Consider the following 15887-nt stretch of genomic DNA (forward strand, 5'->3'; position numbering starts at 1 on the left):
GCCGCGACGACGATCACACGCCGCTAAAAGGTTTCCGTCGAGTCGATCTGCCCCCATATGCGTCGGCCATGTCGTCGCGCGCCCGTGTCCTCATCCTCAACGCCGCCCTTGGGCCGCTCGACTATCGCGTGCCCGCGGGCATGGACGTCGCGCCCGGCTCGATCGTCGTCGCGCCGCTCGGCCCGCGCCAGTTGCTCGGCGTGGTGTGGGAAGCGGAGCGGATGCCGTCCGATGCGGAAGTCGGCGACAACCGCTTGCGCAATCTGCTCGCGGTCGCGGACGTGCCGCCGCTCGGCGCGCCGCTTCGCCGGCTGATCGAATGGACCGCCGATTATTATCTGGCGCCCCCTGCCTCGGTGCTGCGGATGTCGCTCGCCTCGACTTCCGCGCTCGAGGGCGCGCGCACCGCGACCGAATATCGCGCGACCGGCACGATCCCCCCGCGCCTGACGCCGCAACGCGAACAGGCGCTCGAACGGATCGGCGATCGCCAGGGCCTGATCCGCGAACTGGCGCAGCTCGCCGAGGTGAGCGACGCGGTCATTCGCGGTCTCGTCAAGGTCGGTGGGATGGAGGCGATCGAGGTGGATATCGACAGCCCCTACCCTGTCCCCGACCCGCTGCATCACGTCCCCACGCTCTCGCCCGATCAGCGCGCAGCGGCGGACTCGCTCGTCAAAGGCGTCGCCGACCACATCTTCACGCCGACATTGCTCGACGGCGTGACCGGTTCAGGCAAGACCGAGGTCTATTTCGAGGCGGTCGCGCAGGCGATTCGCGACGGCCGCCAGACGCTGGTGCTGCTGCCCGAAATCGCGCTGACCGAACCGTTCCTCAAGCGCTTCCACGACCGGTTCGGCTGCGAGCCGATCGCGTGGCATTCGGGGCTGCGGTCCACCCAGCGCCGCCGGGCCTGGCGTGCGATCGCGAGCGGCGAAGCGCTGGTGACGGTCGGCGCACGATCCGCGCTGTTCCTGCCCTATCGCGATCTTGGCCTGATCGTCGTCGACGAGGCGCACGAGACCAGCTTCAAGCAGGAAGAGGGAGTGCATTATCATGCCCGCGACGTCGCGGTGATGCGCGGCAAGTTCGAGGGATGCCCGGTCATCCTCGCCTCCGCTACGCCCGCGATCGAGACCCGCCAGCAGGTCGCGACCGGCCGCTATGCCGAACTGAAGCTGCCCGGCCGGTTCGGCGTGGCGGAAATGCCGACGATCGAGCCGATCGACCTGATCAAGGAGCCGCCCGAGCGCGGTCGCTGGCTCGCCCCGCGGCTGGTTCAGGCGATGCAGGCGACACTGGAGAAGCGCGAACAGGCGCTGCTGTTCCTCAACCGCCGGGGCTATGCACCGCTGACGCTGTGCCGCACCTGCGGGCACCGGTTCCAGTGTCCGAACTGCACCGCGTGGATGGTCGAGCACCGGCTGACGCGGCGGCTCGCCTGTCATCATTGCGGCCATGCCGAGCCGACGCCGCGCGTCTGTCCCGAATGCCAGGGCGAGGATACGCTCGTCGCCTGCGGTCCCGGCGTCGAGCGGATCGCGGACGAGGTCGCCGCGCTGTTTCCCGAGGCGAAGACCGCGGTCGTCACGTCGGACACGATCTGGTCGCCTGCCAAGGCAGCGGAATTCGTCGACCGGATGGAGGCGGGCGATATCGACATCGTCGTCGGCACGCAGCTGGTGACCAAGGGCTATCACTTCCCAAATCTGACGCTGGTCGGCGTCGTCGATGCGGATCTGGGGCTCGACGGCGGCGACCTGCGCGCGGCCGAGCGCACCTTCCAGCAGATCCGCCAGGTGTCGGGGCGTGCCGGCCGCGGGGAGAAGCCCGGCCATGTCTTCATCCAGACCCACAGCCCCGCCGCGCAGGTGATGCAGGCGCTGATCACCGGCGACGCCGACGCCTTTTATGCGGCCGAGACCGAGGCGCGCAAGGATGCGGGCGCGCCGCCCTTTGGCCGTTATGCCGCGATCGTCGTGTCGTCGGAGGATCAGCGGTGCGCGCACGACACCGCCAATCTCGTCGGGCGAAGCGCACCGCAGGTCGAGGGGATGCATGTCTATGGCCCCGCGCCCGCACCGCTCGCGATGCTGCGCGGCCGGCACCGCTACCGCCTGCTCGTCCACGCGAAGCGAGCGCTCGACGTGCAGGACGTCATCCGTGCATGGCTCGGCACGCTCGACTGGCCGTCCAAGGTACGCGTCACCGTCGACGTCGATCCCTATAATTTTCTCTGATACGACAGCAACCGACGCTTAACCGCTAGCACGCTATCCAAGGTGGATGTCGGCGCAGCGTGTCACCCCGATCCAATGGCTGCGCGCGCTCGCCGCGACGATGGTCGTTGCCGCGCACGCAGCGAACCTGGTCGATGCGGGTCCGGTCCGGATCACCGGCGCGTTCATCCCGTCGGTGCCCAATCTCGCGGTGGTCGGCATTAGCGGCGTCGATCTCTTCTTCGTCATCAGCGGCTTCGTCATGGCGCAGTCGCTCGCGACCGCACCACACGATCCCTGGGGCTTTCTCGTCCAGCGCTGGCGCCGCATCGTCCCGCTCTTCGCGCTCGCCAGCATCGCCTATATCCTCGTCGCGACCGAGCCGCAGCCGGTCGAGGCGATGCTGATGTCGATCACCATCCTCCCGCTGCTCGATGGCGCCGACTATCATCAGCCTTCGCTCTATGTCGGCTGGACGCTGGGGTTCGAATTCGCCTTCTACGCGCTCGTCGCACTCGCGATGACCGCCCGCCACCACAGGACTTGGTGGCTGCTGATCGCGACGCTGGCCGTTGCACTGGTCGGTTGCACCGTCCAGCCCGGCTGGGCGCCGGCGCGGCTGCTCTTCAACCCGATGCAGCTGGAATTCGCGTTTGGCCTGCCCGTCTGGATCGCCTGGCAACGGGGCATCACCGCACCCGTCGCGGCGATGGCCACGGTGCTGGGGATCGCGCTGCTCGCTATCGGCATAGCCGTCGGGCTTGGTCCCGCGGTCTCGGGCGATGTCCAGGCGGCGGTCGCCGGCACCTCCGGTCTCGCACGCAGCTGGACCTGGGGGCTGCCCTGGGCGCTCGTCCTGCTCGGGGTGATCGACACGCCGGGTGGCGGCCGGTTCGACCGGATCGTCGCGCGGATCGGCGACGCCTCCTATTCGACCTATCTCGTCCACCCTTGCCTGATCGCGCTGCTGTGGCGCATCGGCGGGATGTTGCCGGAATGCCCGGCGCTGGTCTTCGTCGCGCTAGTCGTGACACTGTCGACGGTCGCGGGGCTCATCGTCCACCGCTGGATCGAACGGCCGCTGCTGCAGGTCTTAGCCCGGCCGCGCAAGGCGGCAGCGCCCGTCGCTACCGACGCGGCGCTCGCCTGAGGCGGTTTATTCGCCCGCCTGCTCGGCGAGGATCGTCAGGCCCTTGGCGTTGACCTCGGCGAAACCACCGCGGATCGCGATCGTCTCGGGCGTGCCGTTCTGCGTCCGATGCACCTGCACGCTTCCGTCACGGACGGTCGACATGAACGGCGCATGGCCTTCCAGCACGCCGAAGTCGCCTTCGGTGCCGGGGACGACGACCATATAGACCTCCTCCGACCGGACGAGCTTTTCTGGCGTGACGAGTTCGAAATGCAGCATCTTGTTTGCCTTCTCCCTCTCCCGTCGGGGAGAGGGTCGGGGTGAGGGGCAGTACCGGGCGAGAGCGCTCGTGGCGGCCCCTCACCCCAACCCTCTCCCCCGAGGGGAGAGGGAGCAGCAGAAGCTTACGCCTCCGCAGCCATCTTCTCGGCCTTGGCGACCGCTTCGTCGATGCCGCCGACCATGTAGAAAGCGCTCTCGGGCAGGTGATCATACTCACCCTCGACGACCGCCTTGAACGAGCGGACGGTGTCCTCGAGCTGGACGAACTTGCCGCTGATGCCGGTGAAGACCTCGGCGACGTGGAACGGCTGGCTCAGGAACTTCTGGATCTTGCGCGCACGCTGCACGGTCAGCTTATCCTCTTCGCTCAGCTCGTCCATGCCGAGAATCGCGATGATGTCCTGCAGCGACTTGTACTTCTGCAGCGTCGACTGGACCGCACGCGCGGTGTCGTAATGCTCCTGGCCGACGACGCGCGGCTCGAGCAGACGCGAGGTTGAGTCGAGCGGATCGACAGCCGGGTAGATGCCCAGCTCCGAGATCGCACGGTTGAGGTTGGTCGTCGCATCGAGATGCGCGAACGACGTCGCCGGCGCCGGATCAGTAAGATCGTCCGCGGGAACGTACACGGCCTGCACCGAGGTGATCGACCCCTTGTTGGTCGAGGTAATGCGCTCCTGCAGCGCGCCCATGTCGGTCGACAGCGTCGGCTGATAGCCCACGGCCGACGGAATGCGGCCGAGCAGTGCCGAAACCTCTGCGCCCGCCTGCGTGAAGCGGAAGATGTTGTCGACGAAGAACAGCACGTCCTGGCCTTCGACGTCGCGGAAATATTCGGCGATCGTCAGGCCCGACAGCGCGACGCGGGCGCGCGCACCTGGCGGCTCGTTCATCTGGCCGAATACGAGCGCGACCTTCGAGCCTTCCGACTGCGGATTGCCGTCGGCATCCTTGGCGATGACGCCTGCGTCGAGGAACTCGTGGTACAGATCGTTACCCTCGCGGGTACGCTCGCCGACGCCGGCGAACACCGAGGTGCCGCCGTGGCCCTTGGCGATGTTGTTGATCAGCTCCTGGATCAGCACGGTCTTGCCGACGCCGGCGCCGCCGAACAGGCCGATCTTGCCGCCCTTTGCATAAGGTGCGAGCAGATCGATGACCTTGATGCCGGTGACCAGGATCGCGCTCTCGGTCGACTGGTCGACGAACAACGGTGCCGATGCGTGGATCGGGGCGGTCTGCTCTGCGCCGACGGGGCCGCGCTCGTCGATCGGCTCGCCGATGACATTGAGGATGCGGCCAAGCGTCTTTGGGCCGACGGGCACGCGGATCTGCGAGCCGGTGTCGGTGACGGTCTGGCCGCGGGTCAGACCCTCGGTCGCGTCCATCGCGATCGTGCGAACGGTGTTCTCGCCGAGATGCTGCGCGACTTCGAGGACGAGCCGGTTGCCGTTATTGTCGGTTTCGAGCGCCGACAGAATCGCGGGCAGGTTGTCGGGAAAATGCACGTCGACGACCGCGCCGATCACCTGCGAGATGCGACCCGTGTTGTTCGTTGCCGCCACTGGGGCGATGGTCTCTGGGGCGGTTGCCATTATCTGCTTCCTTGGGCTTACTTGAGCGCTTCGGCGCCCGAGATGATTTCGACCAGCTCGGTCGTGATCGCGGCTTGGCGTGTACGGTTATACTGGATCGAGAGGCGCGTGATCATGTCGCCCGCGTTGCGCGTGGCGTTGTCCATCGCGTTCATGCGGCTGCCCTGCTCCGACGCTGCGTTTTCGAGCAGCGCGCGGAAGATCTGGATCGCGACGTTGCGCGGCAGCAGATCGGCGAGGATCGCTTCCTCGTCGGGCTCGTACTCGACCACGGCTTCCGCCGGTGCGTTGGGTTTTGCCTCTGCGCCGGGGATGGTCGAAAGCGGCACGGGAACGATCTGAATGCCGGTCGGCACCTGCACCAGCGCCGAGACGAACTTGGCATAGAACAGATGCGCGACGTCGAACTGACCCTCGCCGAAGCGCTTGATCAGGTCTTCGGAGATCGCCTGCGCGTCGCTGAACGCGAGCTTCTTGATCCCGCCCATCTCGTGATCGGCGAGAATGTCGTTCGGGAAGAAACGCTTGATCACGCGGCCCTTCTTGCCGGCGACATAGAATTTCACGGTCTTGCCGGCCGCGATCAGCTCCTCGGCCTTGCGACGTGCCGCGCGGACGATGTTGGTGTTGAACGCACCGGCCAGACCACGCTCCGACGTCGCGATGACGATCAGATGGACCTGGTCCTTGCCGGTCCCGGCCAGCAGGGGCGATGCGCCCGGCGCGATGCCGACGCGCCCGGCAAGGCTCGCCATCACCGCTTCGAGCCGCTCGGCATAGGGCCGGCCGGCGACCGCCGCGTCCTGCGCACGGCGCAGTTTCGCAGCGGCGACCATCTTCATCGCCTTGGTGATCTTCTGCGTCGACTTCACCGAGCCGATACGGATCTTGAGTGCCTTGAGGCTCGCCATCTACGTCCCTTTGTTCCCCCGCGACGGCGGAGGCCCAGCCTGCCCCCGCATCAGCGGGGGCATGTTCTACTTATGCAAACGTCTTGGCGAACGCCTCGAGCGCTGCCTTCAGCTTGTCCTTCGCCTCGTTACCCAGATCGCGGGTATCGCGGATCAGCTTGAGCACGTCGGCATGGTTCGCGCGCATGTCGGCGAGCAGTGCCTGCTCGTAGCGGGTCACGTCGGCGACGGGCACCTTGTCGAGGAAACCGCTGGTGCCGGCGAAGATCGACACGGTCTGCTCCTCGAACGGCAGCGGCGAGAACTGCGCCTGCTTGAGCAGCTCGGTCAGACGCGCACCGCGGTTGAGCAGCTTCTGCGTCGACGCATCGAGATCCGACCCGAACTGCGCGAACGCCGCCATCTCGCGGTACTGCGCGAGCTCGAGCTTGATCGAGCCCGACACCTTCTTCATCGCCTTGGTCTGTGCGGCCGAGCCGACGCGGCTGACCGAGAGACCGACGTTGATCGCCGGGCGCACGCCCGAGAAGAACAGGTCGGTTTCGAGGAAGATCTGGCCGTCGGTGATCGAGATCACGTTGGTCGGGATGTACGCCGAAACGTCGCCCGCCTGCGTCTCGATGATCGGCAGCGCGGTCAGCGAACCGCCGCCGTTCGCGTCCGACATCTTGGCCGCACGCTCGAGCAGACGGCTGTGAAGATAGAACACGTCGCCGGGATAGGCTTCACGGCCCGGAGGACGACGCAGAAGCAGCGACATCTGGCGGTAGGCGACGGCCTGCTTCGACAGATCGTCGTAGCAGATCAGCGCGTGCATGCCGCGATCGCGGAAATACTCGCCCATCGCGACGCCGGTATAGGGCGCGAGATACTGGAGCGGTGCGGGGTCCGACGCGGTGGCTGCAACGACGATGGAATATTCCATCGCGCCATTCTCTTCGAGCGTCTTGACGAGCTGCGCGACCGTCGAGCGCTTCTGGCCGATGGCGACATAGACGCAATACAGCTTCTTCGACTCGTCGTCGCCCGCGTTCGCGGTCTTCTGGTTGATGAACGCGTCGATCGCGACGGCCGACTTGCCGGTCTGGCGATCGCCGATGATCAACTCGCGCTGGCCACGGCCGACGGGAACGAGTGCATCGATCGCCTTGAGACCGGTCTGGACCGGCTCGCTGACCGACTGGCGCGGGATGATGCCCGGCGCCTTGACCTCGACGCGGCTGCGCTCGGTCGTGTGGATCGGGCCCTTGCCGTCGATCGGGTTGCCGAGACCGTCGACCACGCGGCCGAGCAGCTCCTTGCCGATCGGCACGTCGACGATCGTGCCGGTGCGCTTGACGATGTCGCCTTCCTTGATCTCCGAGTCAGACCCGAAGATCACGACGCCGACATTGTCGGCCTCGAGGTTGAGCGCCATGCCCTGCACGCCGTTCGAGAATTCGACCATCTCGCCGGCCTGGACGTTGTCGAGGCCGAAGATGCGCGCGATGCCGTCGCCGACGCTCAGCACCTGGCCGGTCTCGCTGACCTGGGCCTCGGTGCCGAAATTGGCGATCTGATCCTTGATGATCTTCGAGATTTCTGCGGCGCGGATATCCATGGTCAGCCTTTCATCGCCTGCGCGAGCGTGTTCAAACGGGTGCGGATCGACGAATCGATCATCTGGCTGCCGACGCGGACGACGAGTCCGCCCAGCAGCGATGGGTCGACGTTGAGGTCGACGGAAACTTCACGGCCGACCCGCTGGCGGAGCTGATGCTTCAGCTCGATCACCTGCTCTTCGGACAGCGGATGCGCAGAGGTCACTTCGGCTGCGATCTCGCCGCGATGCTGCGCGGCAAGCGTGCGATACGCCTTGATGATCTTGGCCAGAGCGCCGAGCCGGTGGTTCTCGGCCAGCACACCCAGGAAATTCTTCGTGGTCGCATCGACGCCGAGCTCGTCGGCGACGGCGGAGATCGCCTTCACCGCCGCGCCGCGCGATACCATCGGGCTCGTCGTGAGGTCGCGGAGCGTGTCGGACTGCGCAAGCGCGTCGCGCACGGTCGAGAGGCTCTGCTCGACCGCGTCGATCGTCTTGGCGTCACGCGCCAGTTCGAACAGGGCGAGCGCATAACGCCCACCTAAGCTCGCCTGGATAGCGCCGCCGCCGTTACCGGGAAGTGTCTCCACGGACCTGTCAATCCTCGTCTGAAACCGAATGTCGCCGTCCCACAAGGGAAGAGGGCGCGAAAGCACCTCTACCGGGACGCGGCGCGGGTAGCATCGGGTTCCACCATTGGCAAGCCGGGCGGGCGGCCGAGACGACTGGTTTGTGACTGTTTTGTCATCGGCAGATGGTTGGAAGGCCCCACCTCACCCTCTTCGTCATCCCCGCGCAGGCAGGGATCCATATCCTCCGGACCCAGCGCATTCATCGCAGGGCCTGCGACTATGGGCTCCCGCCTCCGCGGGAATGACGATAATGGTCGGAACAGGATCACATGACAAGGAATCGGAATGACCGGCACGATGAAAAGCATGACGATGTCCGACGGCGCGACGATCGCGGTCTATCATGCGCAGCCGACGGGAGACCGTCGCGGCGGGCTCGTCCTCGTGCAGGAGATCTTCGGCGTCACCGACCATATCCGCGATCTGTGCGACGAATATGCCGCCGATGGCTATGAAGTGCTGGCACCCGCCTTGTTCGACCGGGAGCATCCGGGCTTCGAGGCGGACTATTCGGGCGATGGCCTCGCCCGCGGGATCGAGCTTGCGCGGCAGCTTCATCCGTTCGAACTGTCGCTGACCGACGTCCAGACCTGCATCGACTCGCTCGCCCCCGCCGGGCCGGTGTTCGTCGTCGGCTATTGCTATGGGGGATCGGTCGCGTGGTTCGCGGCCACCCGCCTCACCGGCGTGGCCGCCGCGAGCGGCTATTATGGCAGCATGATCCCGGCGGCGGCCGACGAGGAGCCCAAGGTCCCCGTCATCGTCCATTTCGGCCGCCACGATCACGGCATCCCGATGGACGGCGTCGAGCAGGTGATCGCCAAGGACTGGCCGAACGCCACGGTCCATGTCTACGAGGCGGGCCACGGCTTCAACTCGGATCGCCGCAAGGATTATCACGAGCCGAGCGCCGATCTGGCAAAGGCGCGCACGCTTGCGCTGTTCCACGCGAACGGCGGCTGACAAGCGCTGGCGTCTCCTCCCCGGTTTGACCGCAAGCCGCGGGATGCAGCGCCCCCGTCGACGCGCTACACCCTGTCCATGACGCACACCGCCCCAGATCCGGACATCGCCTGGACAGCCTTTGCCAACCGGGACCGGGCGTGGGACGGTCGGTTCATCGTCGCGGTGAAGACGACCGGCATCTATTGCAAGCCGAGCTGTCCGGCCCGCCATCCCAGACGCGAGAATGTCGTCTTCCATGATGACCCGCCCAGCGCCCGAGCGGCCGGGTTCCGGGCCTGCCTTCGCTGTACCCCGGACACGGTGGGGCGCGACCGGATCGCGGTCGCCGCCGCCGTCGCGCTGCTCGACGCCACGGACGACCGCCTCTCGCTCGACCAGCTCGCGGCGCAGGCGGGCTATGCGCCGCATCATTTCCACCGACTGTTCAAGCGCGCGACCGGGGTCACGCCAGCCGCCTACGCCCGCGGCCTGCGCAGCGCACGCGCCGCCGACGCGCTGACCCGGGAGGCCCACGTCGCAGCCGCGATCTACGATGCGGGCTATGCCGCTCCGAGTCGCTTCTATGCCGGCGCCGCGTCGCGCATGGGGATGCCGCCGAGCGTCTGGGCGCGCGGCGGCGACGGGGTCCGGATCCGCTGGACGATCGTCGCGACCAGCCTCGGGCCGCTACTGATCGCCGCGACCGATACGGGGCTGTGCCGCGTGGCGTTCGACGAGGACGCGGCAGCCCTCGTCGCGCGCTTCCCCCGGGCGATCGTCACGCCCGGCGATACGGCACTCGCCGAGCTCGCCGCGCGCGTTGTCGCCACCGTCGAATCACCTGACCGCCAGCACGACCTGCCGCTCGACGTCCGCGGCACCGCGTTCCAGGAGGCGGTCTGGCAGGCACTCGCCCGCATCCCCCCGGGCGAGACGCGCACCTATACGCAACTCGCCGCTGCCGTCGGCACCCCGGCCGCGGTCCGCGCCGCAGGCAGCGCATGCGGTGCCAACCCGATCGCCATCCTCATCCCCTGCCACCGCGCGCTTCGCACCGACGGGACACTTGGCGGCTATGCCTATGGCCTCGATCGCAAACGTGCGCTGCTGGCGAAAGAGGCGCCGCGCGAACCCGCCCTGTTGCCAGCATATTCAGGCGATCCCCAAACGTCGACATCGTGACGACGGTGCGGTTGGCGCCCTCCCGCTAATTCGCCGGTGTCGGCCCAGACGGCGTCGCCGCCACCGTTTCCCCCCGTGCCTTCGCAAGCGCGAGCATCGCCGCGGGCCCCGTCACGCCGGTATCGAGGATCGCGATCAGCCGCGCCGCCGGGTTGTCTGCCGACTGGTGCGGGTCATAGGCGAGCGGGCGCAGTGCGCGTCGGGCAGCATCGGTCTGACCATCCATGATCGCCTGCGCCGCGACCTTGAAGCGCAGCGCCGGGTCCTGCGGCACCAGCTCGAGCGCGCGACCGATCCCCAGGATCGCGGCCGCGCTGGGAGCCTCGCCCGCCGCGGCGAAGCTGTCATAATAGAGCGACAGCGCCTCGGCATCGTCGGGCGCCTGGCGATTGGCCGTGACGATCCAGCGCCGCGCCGCACCCCATGCTGAAGCGTCGCGCGGCGTCGTCGCAGCGGCGCGCCGCATCAGCACCTGCGCCTTGTACAGCATTGCCTGGCGCGACGTCGGATCGGCGGCGAGCGCGCGGTCGGCAGCAGCCAATGCCGCATCGTCCTGCCCCGCATCATACGCCATCTCGGCCAGCCAGCCCTGCGCCAGCGCATCGTCGGGATAGGCCGCCGCGATCCGGGCGGCGCGCGCGAAGATCGGTGCGGCGGTGGCACGATTGACGCCGCGCTCCGACTGCATCCGCAGCTCGACCATCGCCGCGGCGCCCGGCGACAACGGCGTCACGACCACCGGCGCGACGGGCAGCTTATCATATGCGATCCGCAGCCCCGGGATGCGCGACTGGCGAAGATACGCATCGAGCGCCTTGTCGAGCGCGCGCAGGTCGCCGAACGCGGCGGTGGCCGCAGCGACGCTCGGCGTTCCCGCGTTCAGCGCGGTCAGATATTGCTGGAGCTGCCGGCCGCGCGCCGCGTCGAACATCAGGTAATGCGTCAGCAGCCAGCCGCGCCCGTACATCACCCCGCGCTGCTCGTCGGTCAGCTTCTGCCCGGTCGCGAACAACGTCGCCGCGGGCACTGGCCTCGCCGCGAGCAGGCTGTACGCCCGGTGCTGCGCCGCGCCGCCGAGCTGGACATACTCCTTCTCGAACGCGGCGGTCGAGACGAACTCGGCATAGCCCTCGGAGAACCATGCCGGATAGGCGGCGGCGTAATTGCCCAGCAGGAAGTGATGCGCATATTCGTGGAACAGGACGATCTGCGGAATTCCGCCGCCGCGCGTCGAACGGCTGCCGTCCCCGCCCTCGTCGATCCGCGGGGTGAAGGCGACCGACCCGCTCGCGCGCGGCAGGTAGAATCCGGCGATGCCGCGATCGCCCGACAATCGGCGGATCGCCGCGACGTCGTTCGCGACATAGACGGTGACGCGGTTCGCGCCCTTCGCGCCGGTGCCCTCCGGCGTACGATGGAGATGGCGGATCGCCCCGTCGAACTGCTCGAGCCGGGTCGCCATCGTCGTGAGCGCGGCGGGCGACATGTCGGCATAGATCTCGAAATGATCGGAGGTCGCGTGCGCCCATTTCGCCGCTGCCGGCGTCCAGGCCGCGACCAGTCCCGCCATGATCGTGACGCTCCACGCCACCCCATGCCTAACTCTGTGCATTACCCGCATCGCCATCCCCCTCAACACCGCCATCCTGCCATGCGGATCGGCGCGTGCCGAGGGGGTAAACGAGCCTCGATCAGTCTGCCGACGTGCAGGAATAGACGAGCTTCTCATTGGGCAGCGGCGGCAGCGTGGCCCGGACTGCAGACTGCTGGCCGACCAGCCGCGTGATCGCCGCCGGATCAGTCGTGCACTGCCCCGGCGTGTCGCCACGCGCCGCCCGCGCCGCGGTCATCCCCGCCGCCGACATCAGATAGCGCGTATTGGCGTAGGTGCGCGTCGCCGGGTCGAACGATAGTAGCGACACCGTCTGCTCTGCCTCGGGCACCAGCACGCGTTCCCACCGGCCATTGCCCGCGACATATTGGGTCTTGCCGTTGACGCAGCCGCCCGCACCCCAGCCGAGCGGCACGTCTTCGCTCGACGAGATCGTGATCCGGCTCCGCTCGGGGATCAGCCGGCACATGAGCCGGCCGAGCGCCTTGTCCTCGACCACCGGCCCCGATCGCGCGACCGACGCCGTGGGAAGGTCGACCGCGCCCGACGGCCTGGCCACGAACACGACGACCGCCGCGACCACCGCGACGCCGCCGCCCGCGACCGTCCAGACCGCCGCACGCCGCCGCCCGCGCGATTCGAGCAGCCCCGCCGCACCGATCCCGAGCGCGCCTGCGACCAGCAGCAGCCCCGCGATCGCCATGACGTTCTCGCGCCGGCGCTCCGCTTCGATACGCGCCTGTTCCAGCGCGCGTTCACGCGACAGCGCCGCCTGCGTCGCCACATCGCGCCGCGCCGCCGCCGCATCGGCCGCCGCGCGCACGTCGGCGTCGCTGTCCTGCCGCAACCGCTCCTCGATCGAAGTGCACGGCGTTCCGACCGCAGTATAGGGCTGCTTCGCCTCGCGCAGGAATGCGGCGAGCTCGGTGTCCGCGATTGCGAAGCCGAACGTCGAATCGCCCTCCTCGCCGCGGGTGATCGCGGAATTGACGCCGATCACCCGCCCGCACCGGTCGAGCAGCGGGCCACCCGAATTGCCGCGCGCGATATTGGCGGTGTGCAACAGCACCTCGACATCGCTCAGACTGCGCCGGCCCGAGAACACGCCCTCCGACCGCACCGGGCTGGTCGGGCGGATATAGTCCGCGGCCGAGCGCGCGGTGGCGAGGTCGACATTGCCGGGAAAGCCCAGCGACACCACCGCCCCGCCCTCATCGATCGGTCCCGTATACAGCGCGGTCTGCGGAAGGCGCGCGCCGGTGAACTCGATCAGCGCCAGATCGCGCTGCACGTCATAGGCGATCACCTTGCCCTGATAGGATTTGTCCCCCTCGGTCGGCACAACGCCGACGACGACATTGTCGGGATAGCGTTCCGCCAGCTCGACGACATGCGCGTTGGTGACGATCCGGTTGGGTGCGACCGCGAAGCCGCTGCCATGACCGAAGCCGACGACCTGGTCGTCGACCACTGCGATCGTCACCACGCGCACGACCCCGCGCCCCGTCGCGCTGATGTCATCGGCGCTGGCCGGGGCGGCGATGCCGACCAGCGCGGCGAACGGAAGGACGAGCAGGGATAGCAGGCGGATCAGCATGCGCCCCCCCTTATCCGCCCGCGCGCCGCGGCAGAACCCGTTTCCGGACGCCGCGCGGTCGCCGACCGATTGGTTAGCGAATTGGCAAGGCTTCGCCGGTAACCCCGGCATTAACGATCGAGGGACTGGTGCATGAGCGCGTTCGGACGACGCAGTGGGATGAGTGGCGGAACGGCAGCGCGGCCCGCGTTCGGCGTCGCGCGACCGATGCAGGGCGGCGGCCCCGCCCCGCGACCCGATCCCGAAGGCGGCGCGCAATTCCCTGCGCTCGACACCCTCCTGCCGATGCCCGGCGAAACCGAGGGCGGCGTGCCGATCGGCCAGGTCGACGCGATGCAGCGACTCGCCGATCGCCAGGCCGCGTCGGGCGATGCGGGCGCGAGCAAGATCGAGGGCTTCGAACAGTCGATCCACAAGATCAAGGAACAGGTCCTTCCGCGCCTGCTCGAACGCGTCGATCCCGAGGCCGCGGCCACGCTCGGCAAGGACGAGCTGGCGGAGGAATTCCGCCCGATCATCGGCGAGGTGCTCGCCGAGCTGAAGCTGACGCTCAACCGCCGCGAACAGTTCGCGCTGGAAAAGGTGCTGGTCGACGAGCTGCTCGGGCTCGGGCCGTTGGAAGAGCTGCTGGCGGATCCGAACATCACCGACATCATGGTGAACGGCCCCGAACAGACCTATGTCGAGCGCAAGGGCAAGCTTGAGCTCGCCCCCATCCAGTTCCGCGACGAGGAGCATCTGTTCCAGATCGCGCAGCGGATCGTGAACTCGGTCGGCCGCCGCGTCGACCAGACCACACCGCTCGCCGACGCCCGCCTCAAGGACGGCAGCCGCGTCAACGTGATCGTGCCGCCGCTGAGCTTGCGCGGCACCGCGATCTCGATTCGTAAGTTTTCGGCCAAGCCGATCACGCTCGACATGATGGCCGGGTTCGGCAGCATGAGCCCCAAGATGGCGACCGCGCTGAAGATCGCCGGTGCCTCGCGGTTCAACGTCGTCATTTCGGGCGGTACCGGCTCGGGTAAGACGACGATGCTCAACGCGCTGTCGAAGATGATCGACCCGGGCGAGCGCGTGCTGACGATCGAGGACGCCGCCGAGCTTCGCCTGCAGCAGCCGCACTGGCTGCCGCTCGAAACCCGCCCCGCCAATCTGGAGGGCCAGGGCGAGATCAGCATCCGCGATCTCGTCAAGAACGCGCTGCGTATGCGCCCCGACCGAATCATCCTGGGCGAAATCCGTGGCTCCGAGTGTTTCGACATGCTCGCGGCGATGAACACCGGTCACGACGGCTCGATGTGCACGCTCCACGCCAACTCCCCACGCGAGGCGCTCGCGCGCATGGAGAACATGGTGATGATGTCGGACATCAAGGTGCCCAAGGAGGCGATCTCGCGTCAGATCGCCGATTCGGTCGAGCTGATCATCCAGGTGAAGCGCCTGCGCGACGGCTCGCGCCGCGTCACCAACATCACCGAAGTCATCGGCATGGAGGGCCCCGTGATCGTCACGCAGGAGCTGTTCAAGTTCGAATATCTCGACGAGAGCGCGGACGGCAAGATCCTCGGCGAATACCGCTCGATGGGCCTGCGCCCCTACACGCTCGACAAGGCCAAGCAGTTCGGCTTCGATCAGGCTTATCTGGAGGCCTGCCTCTGACCCCTGCCGGCTGCATGAAGGGCAGGTGGTTGAGACCGTGCTAAAACTGCCCATTCTGCTCACGCCTATTTGCGGACATTCGGATCAAATCTATCATCTCTGGTATGGTACGAACCAAAAGATGCGTTGCCGCGATCGCCACGGCTTGGTTGTTCCTATCAAGCGTGCCCTCGGACGCCCGACTTCCAAATTTTGACCAAAGATCGGTGCCGCCTGCGCCCCCGGCTGAATACGACCCTATATCCGGTCCGTTTTTGGCTCGAATAGGCCGGAAAGGCGAGCTCGATGATCCGGGGGTGATTGCGAATGCTACAGCGTCTTGGAACGGACCGAATCTATCTGCCTTTGTATTATGCTTTCAACCGGGAGCCGATCGTGACGGCTGGCAGGTTGCGTTTGAGGCCCTTCACAACGTTTCGGTTGAGCTCAAAATGCAGGGCGCGGTGACAGTCGTTATCGACGGGAAGCGGATATGTGATGCGGCTCCTTCGCCCTCAATGGGAAGCAAGCCACACGTTGAAATCAAAGGCGTAATTCGC

At 67.3% G+C, this 15887-nt stretch carries 13 protein-coding genes; 6 read left to right on the plus strand and 7 right to left on the minus strand.

The window, feature by feature from the left end:
- Positions 1-68: 68 nt before the first annotated feature.
- Both IFS44_RS18950 and IFS44_RS18955 read left to right on the plus strand, forming a co-directional pair.
- Positions 69-2240 (plus strand): primosomal protein N', encoded by a 2172-nt coding sequence (locus IFS44_RS18950; protein ID WP_166747542.1) that lies wholly within the window; start codon positions 69-71, stop codon positions 2238-2240.
- A 46-nt stretch (positions 2241-2286) separates the two neighbouring features.
- Complete coding sequence (locus IFS44_RS18955; protein ID WP_192099633.1) at positions 2287-3369, plus strand: acyltransferase family protein; 1083 nt, start codon at positions 2287-2289, stop codon at positions 3367-3369.
- A gap of 6 nt (positions 3370-3375) precedes the next feature.
- Here IFS44_RS18955 and IFS44_RS18960 read toward each other — a convergent pair whose 3' ends face one another.
- The 5 genes from IFS44_RS18960 to IFS44_RS18980 form a co-directional block, all read right to left on the minus strand.
- Positions 3376-3630 carry an ATP synthase F1 subunit epsilon gene (locus IFS44_RS18960; protein ID WP_037530474.1) on the minus strand — a complete coding sequence of 85 codons (255 nt, stop codon included), beginning with the start codon at positions 3628-3630 and terminating at the stop codon, positions 3376-3378.
- A 125-nt stretch (positions 3631-3755) separates the two neighbouring features.
- Positions 3756-5228 (minus strand): F0F1 ATP synthase subunit beta, encoded by a 1473-nt coding sequence (gene atpD / locus IFS44_RS18965; RefSeq protein ID WP_037530472.1) that lies wholly within the window; start codon positions 5226-5228, stop codon positions 3756-3758.
- Positions 5229-5245: 17 nt separating this feature from the next.
- A complete protein-coding gene (locus IFS44_RS18970; protein ID WP_056405313.1) occupies positions 5246-6139 on the minus strand; it encodes a F0F1 ATP synthase subunit gamma in 894 nt (297 codons plus the stop codon).
- A gap of 70 nt (positions 6140-6209) precedes the next feature.
- A complete protein-coding gene (gene atpA / locus IFS44_RS18975; RefSeq protein WP_031394432.1) occupies positions 6210-7739 on the minus strand; it encodes a F0F1 ATP synthase subunit alpha in 1530 nt (509 codons plus the stop codon).
- Between the two features lie 2 nt (positions 7740-7741).
- Complete coding sequence (locus tag IFS44_RS18980) at positions 7742-8311, minus strand: F0F1 ATP synthase subunit delta (protein ID WP_031394433.1); 570 nt, start codon at positions 8309-8311, stop codon at positions 7742-7744.
- 327 nt (positions 8312-8638) lie between these two features.
- Between IFS44_RS18980 and IFS44_RS18985 the strand changes: the two genes are divergently transcribed.
- A complete protein-coding gene (locus IFS44_RS18985) occupies positions 8639-9316 on the plus strand; it encodes a dienelactone hydrolase family protein (RefSeq protein ID WP_192099634.1) in 678 nt (225 codons plus the stop codon).
- Positions 9317-9394: 78 nt separating this feature from the next.
- On the plus strand, positions 9395-10480 hold the full coding sequence (locus tag IFS44_RS18990; RefSeq protein WP_192099635.1) for a bifunctional transcriptional activator/DNA repair enzyme AdaA: 1086 nt from the start codon (positions 9395-9397) through the stop codon (positions 10478-10480).
- A 25-nt stretch (positions 10481-10505) separates the two neighbouring features.
- Here IFS44_RS18990 and IFS44_RS18995 read toward each other — a convergent pair whose 3' ends face one another.
- Both IFS44_RS18995 and IFS44_RS19000 read right to left on the minus strand, forming a co-directional pair.
- The gene (locus IFS44_RS18995; RefSeq protein WP_342366496.1) at positions 10506-12071 is read right to left on the minus strand and encodes a hypothetical protein; all 1566 of its coding nucleotides are present in this window, start codon (positions 12069-12071) and stop codon (positions 10506-10508) included.
- 100 nt (positions 12072-12171) lie between these two features.
- Entirely contained in the window at positions 12172-13689 is a 1518-nt protein-coding gene (locus tag IFS44_RS19000; RefSeq protein WP_192099636.1) for a S1C family serine protease, read from the minus strand.
- Between the two features lie 132 nt (positions 13690-13821).
- Here IFS44_RS19000 and IFS44_RS19005 point away from each other — a divergent pair, with 132 nt between their 5' ends.
- Positions 13822-15348, plus strand: coding sequence for a CpaF family protein (locus tag IFS44_RS19005; RefSeq protein ID WP_192099637.1), 1527 nt, complete (start codon positions 13822-13824; stop codon positions 15346-15348).
- 296 nt (positions 15349-15644) lie between these two features.
- On the plus strand, positions 15645-15887 hold a 243-nt coding region (locus tag IFS44_RS21940; protein WP_206757867.1), incomplete at its 3' end, for a hypothetical protein.

The sequence above is a fragment of the Sphingomonas sp. CFBP 13706 genome (assembly GCF_014842355.1).
Classification (GTDB): Bacteria; Pseudomonadota; Alphaproteobacteria; order Sphingomonadales; family Sphingomonadaceae; genus Sphingomonas; species Sphingomonas aerolata.

What these genes read in the sequence shown, in the direction of transcription:
- IFS44_RS18950 (WP_166747542.1), top strand. Translation starts at nt 69, where the DNA reads ATGTCGTCGCGCGCCCGTGTCCTCATCCTCAACGCCGCCCTTGGGCCG.
- IFS44_RS18955 (WP_192099633.1), top strand. Translation starts at nt 2,287, where the DNA reads ATGTCGGCGCAGCGTGTCACCCCGATCCAATGGCTGCGCGCGCTCGCC.
- IFS44_RS18960 (WP_037530474.1), bottom strand. Translation starts at nt 3,630, where the DNA reads ATGCTGCATTTCGAACTCGTCACGCCAGAAAAGCTCGTCCGGTCGGAG.
- atpD (WP_037530472.1), bottom strand. Translation starts at nt 5,228, where the DNA reads ATGGCAACCGCCCCAGAGACCATCGCCCCAGTGGCGGCAACGAACAAC.
- IFS44_RS18970 (WP_056405313.1), bottom strand. Translation starts at nt 6,139, where the DNA reads ATGGCGAGCCTCAAGGCACTCAAGATCCGTATCGGCTCGGTGAAGTCG.
- atpA (WP_031394432.1), bottom strand. Translation starts at nt 7,739, where the DNA reads ATGGATATCCGCGCCGCAGAAATCTCGAAGATCATCAAGGATCAGATC.
- IFS44_RS18985 (WP_192099634.1), top strand. Translation starts at nt 8,639, where the DNA reads ATGACCGGCACGATGAAAAGCATGACGATGTCCGACGGCGCGACGATC.
- IFS44_RS18990 (WP_192099635.1), top strand. Translation starts at nt 9,395, where the DNA reads ATGACGCACACCGCCCCAGATCCGGACATCGCCTGGACAGCCTTTGCC.
- IFS44_RS19000 (WP_192099636.1), bottom strand. Translation starts at nt 13,689, where the DNA reads ATGCTGATCCGCCTGCTATCCCTGCTCGTCCTTCCGTTCGCCGCGCTG.
- IFS44_RS19005 (WP_192099637.1), top strand. Translation starts at nt 13,822, where the DNA reads ATGAGCGCGTTCGGACGACGCAGTGGGATGAGTGGCGGAACGGCAGCG.